The following is a 13,295-nucleotide window of genomic DNA, read 5'->3' on the forward strand; positions in this document are numbered from 1 at the left end:
ATTGATGAAAATCTTTAAATGCCCACTGTTTACAATACTTTTCCTATTCATTTTACATCCGGTTCTGGCCCAAAACGAAACGGAATATGCTGTAAAAGAACACTATAATAAGATAGAGGTAGATATCCCGATGAGGGATGGTGTGAAACTTCATACTACGATCTACTCTCCTAAAGACACTTCACAGGAATATCCAATTTTAATGCAAAGAACTCCTTATAGCTCCAGGCCATATGGAGAAGATCAGTTTCGTTCCAAAATTGGCCCTAACGAGATCCTTATGAAAGAAGGAAATATCATCGTTTACCAGGATGTGCGTGGTAGATGGATGAGTGAAGGGAAATACGATAATATGCGTGCCTATATTCCAAATAAAAAAGGAAAAGATATAGATGAAGCCAGTGATACTTACGATACTATTGAGTGGCTGGTGAACAACGTTGAAAATAACAATGGAAAGGTTGGAACCTGGGGAATTTCATATCCTGGATTCTATGCGACTTATTCTCTGCTAAGCGGTCACCCGGCTTTAAAAGCTGCTTCGCCGCAAGCGAGTATCGGGGATTTCTTTTTCGATGATTTTCACCATAACGGGGCATACCTTTTAAGTTACTGGAGAGCTACCGCCGTTTTTGGATATCAGCATGATAAACCAACAGATTCTTCCTGGTATGAATTTCCGAAACTAGGAACAGAAGATCAGTACCAGTTCTTCTTAGACAACGGTCCATTAAGTAATCTGGATAAATATTATAAAGAAGACAACGAGTTCTGGCAACAATTGAAGGAACATCCAAATTACGATGATTTCTGGCAAAAAAGGGGAATCGTTCAGCATTTTAAAAACACCAAGATCAAGCCGGCGGTAATGATCGTTGGAGGTTTATTTGATGCTGAAGATCTTTACGGGCCTTTCGCCATATATAAAAACATTGAAGAGAACAGTGATAACTATAACAGCATAGTTTTTGGACCATGGAGCCATGGAGACTGGGCCAGGGAGAATGGTAGACAGGGAGTAGGGAATGTCTATTTTGGCGATAGTATTTCTACTCATTTCCAGAGAGACTATGAAACCGAATTCTTTAATCACTTCTTAAAAGATAAAACTCCAAATGAATTAGATCTTGCTGAAGCTCATATCTATGATACAGGATTAAGACAATGGGATAATTATACAGAATGGCCTCCAAAGGATACTACTTCCAGAACCTGGTACCTTGGAAATGGTCAGGGATTTACTGAAGAGCCAACAGACAATAAGGAGGAATATGTAAGTGATCCGGAAAAACCTGTTTCTTATAATAATGAGATCAAAATGGTTTTTACTCCGCGGGAATATATGACTGGTGATCAGCGTTTTGCCGCCAGAAGGCCAGACGTACTGGTTTTTGAAACTGAAGTTCTGGAGGAAGACATGAAAATAGTGGGACCAATTGAAGCGATGCTCAAGGTAGCGACCACTGGAACTGCGGGAGATTTTGTAGTAAAGGTGATCGATGTGTATCCGCCAGATGCTGAAAACTACGAAGAAACCATGCCGCATCTTAAAATGAGCAATTATCATATGATGGTAAGGAGCGAGGTGATGCGAGGTAGGTTCAGAAACGGTTTTGAAAACCCACAGCCATTCGAACCAAATACCAAGACCGATGTAAACATTACTCTACAGGGAATAAATCATACCTTTAAGAAAGGACATAAACTTCAGGTGCAGGTTCAAAGTACCTGGTTCCCATTGATCGATAGAAATCCTCAAACCTATGTGGATAATATCTTTGAAGCGGAAGAAGAAGATTTTCAGAAACAGACCCATACCGTTTACGGGGAATCTGCCATAAAATTTAATGTTCTAGAAGATAAGAAAGATGAAATTTAAGAAATATATACTGCCAGTTATACTGGGAATAACCATAGTTTCCTGTGGAGACGAAAAAAAGGACGGAGAAATATCTTCCAGTGAAATTCAAAAAGTTTCAGCGGAATTGAACGAATTCTTCGAAAAAGAGTTTCAGAAGGAAATCGAAGAATCCCCGATCATGCAAACCCGTATGGGTATGAAAACCGATTACGGGAAATGGGATGACTTCTCCAGTGAACAATATGCCAAAGACCTGGAACAGGCCAAAAGACGTCTGGATCACCTTAAAAGCATAGACGTTGAAACCTTGAACGATGAGACCAGGTTGAGTTATGAACTGGCCAGAAGGCAGGCAGAGAATGAGATCGATGATTACAAGTATCGTTTTTATAACTATCCGGTAGAGCAGATGCATGGCTGGCATGCAGAATTACCTGCTTTTCTTATCAATATGCACCGAATAGATTCGGTTCCAGATGCCAAGGCCTATATTTCCAGGCTGGTAGGATTGGAAAAAGTGATGAACGATATTATTGAGCAGCTTAAGCTTAGGGAACAGAACGGGATCGTACCACCTAAATTCGTTTTTGACAGGACTTTGGACGCGTCTCGTAATATCATCAAGGGAAAACCATTTACTAAAGCTTCTGAAGCCAGCACGCTTATGGAAGATTTTAGTGCCAAGGTGGATAAGCTGGAAATTACAGAGGATCAAAAAACAGGCCTTTTAAATGAAGCTGAAATGGCCCTGGTAGATCACGTTCAACCGGCTTATAAAAATCTAATTGAATTTCTCGAGAATCAGCAAAAAAGAGCGACAGATGAGGCAGGAGTATGGAAATTCCCTAAAGGTGGTGAGTTTTATGATAACGCTTTAAAAAGAGTTACCACGACCGATCTTACGGCAGAAGAAATCCATGAAATAGGTTTAAGTGAAGTAGCCAGGATACATGGTGAAATGGAAAAGATCATGGAACAGGTTGGTTATGAAGGATCTTTAGATGAGTTCTTCGATTTCATGGAAAGTGACGAACAATTCTATTATGAAAACACTGAAGAAGGCAAGGCTGCTTACCTGAAAAAAGCCAAGGACCTTATTAATACCATGAAAGCGAAACTTCCGGAATTGTTCAATACCATGCCTGAAGCAGATATAGTGGTAAAAGCTGTAGAACCTTTCCGTGAGAAAAGTGCTGGAAAAGCTTTTTATCAGCAACCAGCGATAGACGGTTCCAGACCCGGTACTTATTATGCTAATCTTTATGATATGGATGCGATGCCAAAATATGAAATGGAGGCCCTTGCTTATCACGAAGGGATTCCCGGTCATCATATGCAGATCGCGATCGCGCAGGAACTGGATAGCATTCCTAAATTCAGGAAATTCAGCTTTTTTACCGCTTATGTAGAAGGCTGGGGATTGTATAGCGAATATATTCCGAAGGAAATAGGTTTCTATGAAGATCCTTATTCAGACTTTGGAAGACTGGCCATGGAGCTTTGGAGATCCTGCCGATTGGTGGTTGATACAGGGATCCATGCTAAGAAATGGACCAGGCAGGAAGGAATCGATTATTATAAACAGAATACTCCGGCTGCTGAAAGTGCCTGTGTGAAAATGGTAGAACGTCATATCGTGATGCCGGGACAGGCTACGGCCTACAAAATAGGGATGAATAAGATCCTTGACCTTAGGGAGAAAGCGAAAGAGAAACTAGGTGCTAAATTCGATATCAGGCAGTTCCACGATGTAGTCCTTACAGACGGAGCCCTGCCGCTTAACATTCTGGAATCAAGAGTTGACTCCTGGGTAAAATCAAAAAACCGATAAGCTTGAACGAGATCCAAAAATCTGATCTGAAGATCATAGACCTTGTAAATTCGCATGGTAGCAAGTTGCAGATCCTTAATTTCGGGGCTACGATCTTTAGCTTTAAAATGCACGATAAGAATAATGATCTTATCAACTTGGTTGTAGGTCCGGGAAATTCTGAAGATTATATTTCTGAAGAATACAGGACAGAGAACAGGTGTTTTGGAGCTACGATTGGAAGATTTGCCGGTAGAATTGCTAATGGAAAGTTTAAGATCGAGGATGAAGAATACGAGCTTTACGAGCATGAAGAAGGAGTGCATTTGCATGGGGGAGAATTTGGCTTTCAATACAAATTATGGGAAGTAGAAAAGGTCAAGGAAGGAGAAAACCCTTCAGTAACCTTATCCTACACCAGTGAACACTTGGAAGAAGGATATCCGGGAACTCTGCAGGTAAAAGCAAAATATACACTGACAGAAGAGGATGAGATAAAAATTGCATATTCTGCGAAGACAGATAAAGCGACTATCGTAAACCTTACCAATCATTCTTATTTTAACCTTAATGGTGGCGGAAGTGTAAGCGATCACTTTATGCAGGTTCATGCCTCAAAGATCCTGGAATTAGATGATAATAATCTGCCTACAGGAAACCTAACCAAATTAAAGAATAGTCCTAAAGATTACCGAGAGAATAAATTGCTGGGCAATCGTGAGCTGGACGACGTTTTTGTACTGGATGTAATGGAAAATGAGGTTCAGGCGCAGCTTTTTGCACCCTTAAGTGGTATAAAGATGAGGTTGTCCAGCAATCAGCCGGTTTTAGTGGTGTATTCACCCGAAAATCTTCCTGATACCTGGAATTACCATAGTGAGATCGATAAGAAGTATCCGGCGGTGGCCTTGGAGGTACAGAATTATCCGGATGCGCCTAATTTTAGAAATTTTCCCTCAAGTTTATTAAAGCCTGGTGAGTTATATGAAAACAACATCACTTTTGCTTTTTCTGTAAAATAATAATTCTATATTTAACCGAAATTTTAAGAAATAATTATGATTGGAATTCTATCCTTCGTGGGTTTTACCGCCCTGGTAGCTATAATTGCCTATTTTGCAACCAGATCCACCGATGAAACCACCAGCGATGGCTATTTTCTAGGTGGTAGAAGTTTAACCGCCGGAGTGATCGCTGGATCGGTATTGCTTACCAACCTTTCTACAGAACAGATCGTAGGATTGAACGGGCAGGCCTACAGCGAAGGAATTCTGGTAATGGCCTGGGAAACTCTGGCCGCACTTGCTATAGTAGTTACCGCTTTATTTTTATTACCGCGTTACCTCAAAGGAGGTTTAACTACAGTTCCGCAATTTCTTCAGAATAGATTCGACAGGACGACGAAATCCATAGTTTCTGGTCTTTTCCTATCGGGTTACATGGTCATTTTTCTTCCTATTGTTCTTTATTCAGGAAGTTTAGCGATCAGTACTATGTTCGATGTGCCTGAAATGCTTGGTGTAAGCGATACCGCTGCGCTTTGGATCTGTGTTTGGGGCATTGGTATCATAGGTTCTATTTACGCGATCTTTGGAGGTCTTAAAGCGGTAGCAGTTTCAGATACTATAAACGCGATTGGTCTTCTTATTGGTGGTCTAATGATCCCGGTCTTTGGTTTGATAGCAATTGGTGACGGAGATATGTTTGCCGGTTTGACCACGCTTGTTGATTCCAATCCAGAAAAATTTGATTCTATTGGTGGTCCTGATGCTTCAGTTCCATTTTCTACGATATTTACAGGAATGATGCTGGTACAGTTGTTCTATTGGGGAACCAACCAGGCGATCATTCAAAGAGCGCTAGCCGCCAAGAACCTGAAGGAAGGTCAGAAAGGATTGATGCTGGCAGCTTTTATTAAAATATTAGGTCCAATTATCGTGGTGCTTCCGGGTATCATCGCATGGCATATGTTCCAGGGAGATCTTGATAATGCAGACCAGGCATACCCGGCTTTAGTGAACGAGGTATTGCCTCCGGTTCTTGTTGGATTCTTTGCCGCAGTCCTTTTCGGAGCGATCTTAAGTTCGTTTAACTCAGCTTTGAACTCTTCGGTAACTCTCTTCGGAATCGATATTTATAAGCATCATTTTAACCCGAATGCTTCCGAAAGAGAAGTGGTTAAAAAAGGAAAAACCTTCGGTATTTTTATCGCTATAGCTTCCATGTTTATTGCACCGCTTATCGCGAATGCACCTCAGGGACTTTTCGGTTACCTTCAGGAGGTGAATGGATGTTATAGTATTCCAATTCTTACGATCGTAGTGGTGGGTTACCTGTCCAAGAAAATTCCGGCAATCGCGGCAAAAGTTGCTCTTTTTAGTGGTGTTGGTCTATATCTTGTTTATTTAGGATTAAAATATTTCGTGGTGGGAGAGGATGCTTTACCGCATTACCTACATGTAATGGCCATCCTTTTTGTAATGAACATCGCAATTATGTATATCATTGGTAGAGTGAAACCAAGAAAAGAAGATTACGTACTTGAGCATACCAAGCAGGTTGATATCAGCCCTTGGAAATATGTGCTTCCTGTAGGTCTTGGAATCTGTGCCCTGGTAATATTCGTTTACGTTTATTTCGCACAGTAAGCAGAGACTATCTTAATCTCATAAAAAAAGTCCGCCCTTTTCGAAGGGCGGACTTTTTTTATTTCTATCAATTCATTTCGAATCTTATATCCTATTTGAATAGTGTTCTTCTGGTAGATCATTTAAGCGTGCCGCAGCCTGCTCTGCAGTAATATCGCGCTGAGGTCCTGCGAACATCTCATAACCTACCATGAATTTCTTGACGGTGGCAGATCTAAGTAACGGCGGATAAAAGCTCATATGAAAATGCCATTCGGGATAATATTTGCCATCTGTAGGGATCTGGTGAATTCCTGAAGAGTAGGGGAAAGAAGTCTCGAAAAGGTTATCATATTTGATAGTCAGTTTTTTAATGATCTCAGCAAATGCTTTTTCTTCAGCTTCGTTTAACTGACCAATATGCTGTAATTGTCTTTTCGGGATGATCATCGCTTCAAACGGCCAGACCGCCCAGTAAGGAATAAGGCTTACAAAATGCTCGTTCTCATCCAGGATCCTTTCTCCGGCTTCGAGTTCCTGCTCTAAATAATCTGATAAAATACTGTTCTTGTGCTGCTCCCAGTATTCCCTGAACTTTAAAGATTTTTTAAGGATCTCGGTGGGGATAGATGATTGTGACCAGATCTGCCCGTGTGGATGCGGATTGCTGCAACCCATGATCGCCCCTTTGTTTTCAAAGATCTGCACATAGTTTATATCCTCTGCTGAACCTAATTCCAGATATTCTTTTTTCCAGATCTGTACTACCTTGGTAATGTCTTCCAATTGCATGAGCGGTAACGTAAGCGAATGATCTGGAGAAAAGCAAACCACTTTGCAGATCCCTCTTTCGCTTTCCGCCTGTAGCAAACCTTCCTTGAAGTTTATCTCAGGTGAATCTGGAAGTAAGGATGAAAAATCGTTTTTGAAGGAAAAAGGTTCTTTATAATCTGGATTTGTATCTCCGCTTGCCCGAGTATTTCCAGGGCATAAATAGCAGGAGGGATCATAATTTTCTTTTTTATGAGACTTATTTTCTTCGGTTTTTCCCTGCCAGGGCCTTTTGGTTCTATGCGGGGAAACCAGGATCCATTCGCCGGTAAGTATATTATATCTTCTATGCGGAATATTATTCAGCTCGCTATTCATATCTTAATTTTTCAAAATTTGGGTGCCCTGACCTGGCAGCACACTAATCGCATCCAGTTTGATTTCGAATTCGCGGAAATATGCTTCTGAAACTTCCTGAATATAGGAATCTATTCGATCTTCTTCAATAAGGTTTATGGTACATCCTCCAAAACCACCGCCCATCATACGGGAACCGTAAATGAAATTTTTATTCCTGGAATGATCTACCAGGAAATCCAGTTCTTTACAACTAACTTCGTATAGATTCTGAAGCCCCTCGTGAGAAGCATACATGAGTTCTCCGAAGCTTTTGAGGTTACCAGACTTAAGTTCACTGGCTGCAGCTAAAACACGCTCATTTTCCTTAAGAACGTACAGACATCGATCATACATCCTGGCAGAGAGTTTATTTTTGAAATTCTTTAGTATTTCAAAGCTAAGATCCCTTAGAGATACTATTTTGGGAAATTCCTTCTGAATGATCTTTATGGCTGCTTCACATTCTTCTCGGCGTGAATTATAATCACTATCGGCCAGGTTATGAGAAACATTGGTATTCAGCAATAATAATTTACAGTTCTTGAAATCTGCCGGAATATATTCAGATTCGAGATTAAGGCAATCCAGTTTTATGATCGTTCCTTTCTTACTCATCACCGAGGCGAACTGATCCATGATTCCGCAATTAGATCCCACAAAATCATTTTCAGCCTTCTGAGATAATTTCACGATCTCAAGATCGGTTAATCCCAGATCAAAAAGAGCGTTAATTCCGCTGGCGACACCACATTCCAGTGCAGCGGAAGAGCTTATGCCGGCACCAACCGGCAACTTGCTTTCAATAAGGCAATCAAAACCCTCAGGTTTTAGATCCTTATTTATGATCTCCTGCACCACACCAAGGATATAATTTTCCCAGCCCTTACCTTTTTCTATAGGTTTATCCAGTTGAAATTCGAATCCTGTGTTAAAGATTTCACTATAGAATCGGCAGAAATTTTTAGTTCCATTCCTTTTAAATCTAAGGATGATCTTTTTATCAATGGCAGTTGGCATCACATAGCCGTTATTGTAATCGGTATGTTCCCCAATGAGATTGATCCTTCCCGGAGATTCTACCGTAAGATCAAACTCATCGCTTTTTAATGCTTCCGGTTTTATTGAAAAAGATCTGATGTTGGTCAAGATGTTTCGTTTTTGATTTGATTCAAAGATAATAAACGTAAATAATACATTTATTGTTGTTTCAATAATTTTATGAATTATCTATCTTTATCGAAATTTAATTAAATAATGACTTATAATTCCAAGGATCTGTACCAGGTTAAGGAGAAGATGTATGTGGCTACAGATTGTATAATTTTTGGTTTTCACGAAGGTAAATTAAAATTACTGGTCTTCAAACGAAGGGTAGAACCTTTAAAAGGTGAATGGTCTTTAATTGGAAGCTTTGTAAGACTGGATGAAGATCTTGAATATGCCGGCCAGAGGGTGCTCAGGGAAACTACAGGATTGGAAAATGTGTTTATGCAACAACTTAAAAGTTACGGTAAAAAGGACCGTGATCCTGGATATCGCTGTATTTCCATAGCGCAATATGCCTTGATAAGGATAGATGATTATGATGAGGAACTGGTAGAACAGCATGGTGCGCATTGGTATGAAATAGATCATCTGCCATTATTGATACTGGATCATAACGAAATGGTGCATGATGCTTTGCTGCAGTTGAAACAAAATGCCCGTTATAAACCCATTGGTTTCGAACTTTTACCCGAAAAATTCACCATTCCGCAATTGCAGGCTTTATATGAAGCTATCTACCAGCGGGAGCTGGATGCGCGGAATTTCAGGAAAAAGGTATTATCTCTAAATGTTCTGGAAAAGCTGGATGAAAAAGATAAGTCTACCAGCAAAAGAGGAGCTTTCCTTTATAAATTCAATTACGAGAATTATCAGAAACTTTTAAAATCGGGGTATAACTTCGAGATAGCCTAAAATTCCTTCGGAATGATTTTTCTGATTATTAATTGTAATATTTACATTTATTATTAATTTTAGAAAAATATATTCCATGGCAGATCGAATGAACAGACGAAAATTGCTTAAGAATCTTGGCCTGGGGGCAGGTATCTTAAGTTTTACCGGTATCTCCGGTGTTTTAGCTTCAGAATTAAGTTCCAAAGCTGAGCTTTCGAAGTCTTATTCCTTTTCAGGAAAGATAAAGCATTCGGTTTGCAGATGGTGTTACCAGGATATTCCGCTGGAAGATTTTGCCAAAGCATGTGCGAAATTGGGAATTACGGGCATCGATCTTTTAAAACCATCTGATTGGGATACGGTGGAAAAAGAAGGCCTGGTTTGTTCCATGGCTACAGATGATTTTGCCAGTATAACTGAAGGTTTTAATGATCTCAAAAACCATGCTTCCCTCCAGGAAAAGTATAGCGGTCTTATTAAAAAGGCTTCGGAACATAAAATCAAGAATGTCATTTGCTTTTCGGGAAATAGAAATGGGATGGATGAGGAGACTGGAATTACCAATTGTGTAAAAGGCCTCACTCCGTTACTGGATTATGCCCGGGAACTAAATGTGAACCTGGTTATGGAACTGCTAAACAGTAAAGTGGATCATAAAGATTATATGTGCGATCACACAGATTGGGGAGTGAAACTGGCTAAAAGGCTGAACAAACCTAACTTTAAACTGCTCTACGATATTTATCATATGCAGATCATGGAAGGCGATGTGATTAGAACTATCCAGGAAAACCACGAATACATAAATCATTATCATACCGGGGGAGTGCCGGGTAGGCATGAAATAAACGACTCCCAGGAATTGAATTATCCTGCGATTATGCAAGCAATTTATGCTACCGGTTTTGACGGATTCGTGGCCCAGGAATTTATTCCAACTTATGATGATAAGCTTTCCGCTCTTCGTGAAGGCATTCAGATCTGTGATATTTAATTGAAAATTTACCTCAAATGAAGAAACTAAAATTGATTTTTAGCCTGTTTACTTTTGCCCTGGTCATAGCTTTTACTGGCTTAAACGCACAAAATCAACAAAAGGGAGATGTTTATGTTGATGATTCCGGCATTATGAGATGGGGGCATAACAATGAAGAAGTGCATGGTTTCGGGGTAAATTATTCTGCGCCCTTTGCACATGCCTACAGGTCGGCAGAAAAGAAAGGTTTAGACATCAAAGCTGAAATGGATAGGGATATCTATCATTTTACCCGATTGAACTTTGACCTTTACCGTCTTCATGTCTGGGATACCGAGATAAGTGATGAAAAGGGAAATCTAATTGAAAATGAACATTTAGATGCTTTTGATTATTTACTGAACGAATTAAAGAAGCGCAATATAAATTTTGTGATCACACCCATTGCTTATTGGGGAAATGGCTGGCCCGAGCCCGATGAGGATACGCAGGGATTTTCCAATAAATATGGAAAGGAAAATAGTCTAACCGATCCTGAAGCCATAAAAGCGCAGGAGAATTACCTGAGCCAGTTTCTTGAGCATGTAAACCCGTATACGGGTGTTGCCTATAAGAATGAACCAAATTTGATTGCTTTTGAGGTCAGTAATGAACCGCATCACCGCGGAACTCCACAGGATGTGAAATCGTTCATCAATAAAATGGTTAAGGCGATGAAAAGTACTGGCACTAAAAAGCCGATTTTCTATAACGTGAGCCATAGCGTACATCTAGCCGATACTTATTTCACTTCAGAAATAGACGGAGGAACCTTCCAGTGGTATCCCACCGGACTCGGTTTTCAACAGGAACTGGAAGGTAATCTATTGCCTAATGTGAATGATTATAAAATTCCGTTTGAAGATGTTATCGAAGAAAATAATAAGGCTAAACTGGTGTATGAGTTCGATGCGGCAGATGTGAATAAATCTTATATGTATCCGGCAATTGCGAGGAGTATCAGGGAAGCCGGAATACAGCTGGCAACACATTTTGCCTATGATCCAAGCTTTTTAGCGTATGCCAATACCGAGTATAATACGCATTATATGAACCTGAATTATACTCCCCACAAAGCCCTGGCGCTGATGATCGTTTCAGAGATCTTTCATAGGGTTTCTATGAACAAAGATCTGGGGGTTTACCCTGAAAATCTTGAATTTGGTGATTTTAAGATCAGTTATAAAGGAGATGTCGCTACCTATAATTCTGGCGAAAAGTTCATTTATACCAATTCCAACGAAATTGAACCAAAGCAGGTTTCAAGATTAAAGCAAATCGCCGGGCTTGGGAATTCTGAAATTGTGAAGTATGCAGGGAAAGGTGCTTATTTCCTGGATAAACTGGAAGACGGAGTTTGGAGATTGGAGGTTATGCCAGATCCAATCCTGATTAGAAATCCGTTTGGTAGCAATAGCCTGGATAAAACCGTTTCAGTGATTAGCTGGAAAGAAAATAAGATCGAGCTGGACCTTAAAGATTTAGCCGAAAATTTCAAGGTTTCAGGATTGAATGAAGGAAATAATGCATCTTTTCAAGTGGAAGGAAAACAATTTGAAATCTCACCGGGTACCTATTTGCTGAATGCTCAAGGGAAAGAATTTGATATTTCCACCTACGATAATGATAAGAATTATGAACTGGAAGCCTTCGAGGCTCAGAAAAGTACGGTAGACAAGACTTACCTGGTTCACGAACCTGTGACCACAAGCACTGAAGGTACACCGATCAAGATCAAAGCGACCCTGGTTTCAAAAGATCCTGTCACTAAAGTAGAAGCCTGGTTAGAAAATGGGAACAATTATGAATCTTTAGAATTAAAGGCGGATAATAATTATGATTATTCTGCAGAGGTGCCTGAAAATCTACTGAAGAACGGGTTTCTGAAATACAGGATTATCGTTTCTACTTCAGACGGGAAAATTACTTTTCCAGGCGGGGTAGAAGGCAGTCCGGCCGACTGGGACTTTCATTCCCAAGAGAAATTTGAAACTGCTATTTTAGAAAAAGGCGCACCGGTCTACCTTTTTAATGCGGCTACAGATTCAGAAAAAGTCGTGCGACAATGGAATAAAGCTAATAATGTAGTGCCCGTAGGTTCTAATGAAGCGGAATTTCAAGTAAGGCTGGATAAGTTATTTGAAAAAGATATTGAAAACCTGGATGCAGATCCTATCTACGATTATTCTTTCAGGTATAACTTTTCAGAAAATCTGGGAGCAAGATCAATATCAGCTAAAGATAAGCTGATCATTGAAGCGAGAAGTCTGATAGATAGTCCAGAAAAGATCCAGGTAGCTTTGGTCATGAGCAACGGAGCGGCCTTTGGAAAGACCGTCGAACTTACAGATGAAGTTAAGGAAATAGAGATCGATATTAAGGATCTTAAACCAGTTAGAACAGTCACGCTGCCTAGACCTTACCCGGGATTTCTACCTTATTATTTTGATCATTCCTATCAAGGCGAACTGAAATTGGAGGAGGTTGAAGCGATCCAATTCTCAATAGGTCCGGGGATAGAAGAGGGGGAACTTCAACAACCACATGGGGTTGGTATTAGGAGTGTGAGGATTCAATAAAATCAGTGAACAATTAGCAATTAACAATAACCAATGAGCAATAATCAATTTGTAAAGGATTCTTCGCTTCTCTGCGTTCCGCTCTGAATAACAGATTGCATGTCTTTGGTTTAGGGTTATATTTCTTACCTCCCAGAAAGTTTAGATTGTGATAATTAATAAGATGTTGAAACAAGTTCAGCATGACGAATAAAATCCTCCGTCACCCTGAATTTATTTCAGGGTCTATAGTCGCAGATAGGAATATAGCTTGAGAATTATCAAAACGATCTATCAGTTACCAAAACAAAAA

General features: G+C 40.0%; 9 protein-coding genes. 7 read left to right on the plus strand and 2 right to left on the minus strand.

Features of this window, described 5'->3' with window-relative positions; all coding sequences use genetic code 11:
- The first annotated feature begins 4 nt into the window (after nucleotides 1–4).
- The 4 genes from C8P64_RS14405 to C8P64_RS14420 are packed head-to-tail and all read left to right on the plus strand — an operon-like array spanning nucleotide 5 to nucleotide 6,319.
- Nucleotides 5–1,879: a CocE/NonD family hydrolase gene (locus tag C8P64_RS14405; RefSeq protein WP_108172773.1), complete on the plus strand. Its 1,875-nt coding sequence runs from the start codon at nucleotides 5–7 to the stop codon at nucleotides 1,877–1,879.
- Nucleotides 1,869–3,692 carry a DUF885 domain-containing protein gene (locus tag C8P64_RS14410; protein WP_108172774.1) on the plus strand — a complete coding sequence of 608 codons (1,824 nt, stop codon included), beginning with the start codon at nucleotides 1,869–1,871 and terminating at the stop codon, nucleotides 3,690–3,692. Before C8P64_RS14405 ends, C8P64_RS14410 begins: the two co-directional genes overlap by 11 nt.
- Before the next feature lie 2 nt (nucleotides 3,693–3,694).
- On the plus strand, nucleotides 3,695–4,693 hold the full coding sequence (locus C8P64_RS14415; protein ID WP_108172775.1) for an aldose epimerase family protein: 999 nt from the start codon (nucleotides 3,695–3,697) through the stop codon (nucleotides 4,691–4,693).
- A gap of 36 nt (nucleotides 4,694–4,729) precedes the next feature.
- Nucleotides 4,730–6,319: a solute:sodium symporter family transporter gene (locus tag C8P64_RS14420; protein WP_108172776.1), complete on the plus strand. Its 1,590-nt coding sequence runs from the start codon at nucleotides 4,730–4,732 to the stop codon at nucleotides 6,317–6,319.
- Nucleotides 6,320–6,403: 84 nt separating this feature from the next.
- Here the strand turns inward: C8P64_RS14420 and C8P64_RS14425 are convergent, their stop codons facing one another.
- Together C8P64_RS14425 and galK are read right to left on the minus strand one after the other, a co-directional pair.
- Complete coding sequence (locus C8P64_RS14425) at nucleotides 6,404–7,447, minus strand: UDP-glucose--hexose-1-phosphate uridylyltransferase (RefSeq protein WP_108172777.1); 1,044 nt, start codon at nucleotides 7,445–7,447, stop codon at nucleotides 6,404–6,406.
- A gap of 3 nt (nucleotides 7,448–7,450) precedes the next feature.
- Nucleotides 7,451–8,614: a galactokinase gene (galK, locus tag C8P64_RS14430; protein ID WP_245889708.1), complete on the minus strand. Its 1,164-nt coding sequence runs from the start codon at nucleotides 8,612–8,614 to the stop codon at nucleotides 7,451–7,453.
- A 108-nt stretch (nucleotides 8,615–8,722) separates the two neighbouring features.
- Here galK and C8P64_RS14435 point away from each other — a divergent pair, with 108 nt between their 5' ends.
- The 3 genes from C8P64_RS14435 to C8P64_RS14445 all read left to right on the plus strand — a co-directional run bounded on the left by C8P64_RS14435 (nucleotide 8,723) and on the right by C8P64_RS14445 (nucleotide 13,003).
- Nucleotides 8,723–9,427 (plus strand): NUDIX hydrolase, encoded by a 705-nt coding sequence (locus C8P64_RS14435; protein WP_108172779.1) that lies wholly within the window; start codon nucleotides 8,723–8,725, stop codon nucleotides 9,425–9,427.
- Between the two features lie 76 nt (nucleotides 9,428–9,503).
- Nucleotides 9,504–10,403 (plus strand): hydroxypyruvate isomerase family protein, encoded by a 900-nt coding sequence (locus tag C8P64_RS14440; protein WP_108172780.1) that lies wholly within the window; start codon nucleotides 9,504–9,506, stop codon nucleotides 10,401–10,403.
- Between the two features lie 17 nt (nucleotides 10,404–10,420).
- The gene (locus C8P64_RS14445; protein WP_108172781.1) at nucleotides 10,421–13,003 is read left to right on the plus strand and encodes a glycoside hydrolase family 5 protein; all 2,583 of its coding nucleotides are present in this window, start codon (nucleotides 10,421–10,423) and stop codon (nucleotides 13,001–13,003) included.
- Nucleotides 13,004–13,295: the final 292 nt, after the last annotated feature.

The sequence above is a fragment of the Christiangramia gaetbulicola genome, from assembly GCF_003054225.1.
GTDB lineage: Bacteria > Bacteroidota > Bacteroidia > Flavobacteriales > Flavobacteriaceae > Christiangramia > Christiangramia gaetbulicola.

Excerpts from the sequence above, each read along its gene's own strand:
- C8P64_RS14405 (WP_108172773.1), top strand. The coding sequence starts at position 5 with ATGAAAATCTTTAAATGCCCACTGTTTACAATACTTTTCCTATTCATT.
- C8P64_RS14410 (WP_108172774.1), top strand. The coding sequence starts at position 1,869 with ATGAAATTTAAGAAATATATACTGCCAGTTATACTGGGAATAACCATA.
- C8P64_RS14420 (WP_108172776.1), top strand. The coding sequence starts at position 4,730 with ATGATTGGAATTCTATCCTTCGTGGGTTTTACCGCCCTGGTAGCTATA.
- C8P64_RS14425 (WP_108172777.1), bottom strand. The coding sequence starts at position 7,447 with ATGAATAGCGAGCTGAATAATATTCCGCATAGAAGATATAATATACTT.
- C8P64_RS14435 (WP_108172779.1), top strand. The coding sequence starts at position 8,723 with ATGACTTATAATTCCAAGGATCTGTACCAGGTTAAGGAGAAGATGTAT.
- C8P64_RS14440 (WP_108172780.1), top strand. The coding sequence starts at position 9,504 with ATGGCAGATCGAATGAACAGACGAAAATTGCTTAAGAATCTTGGCCTG.
- C8P64_RS14445 (WP_108172781.1), top strand. The coding sequence starts at position 10,421 with ATGAAGAAACTAAAATTGATTTTTAGCCTGTTTACTTTTGCCCTGGTC.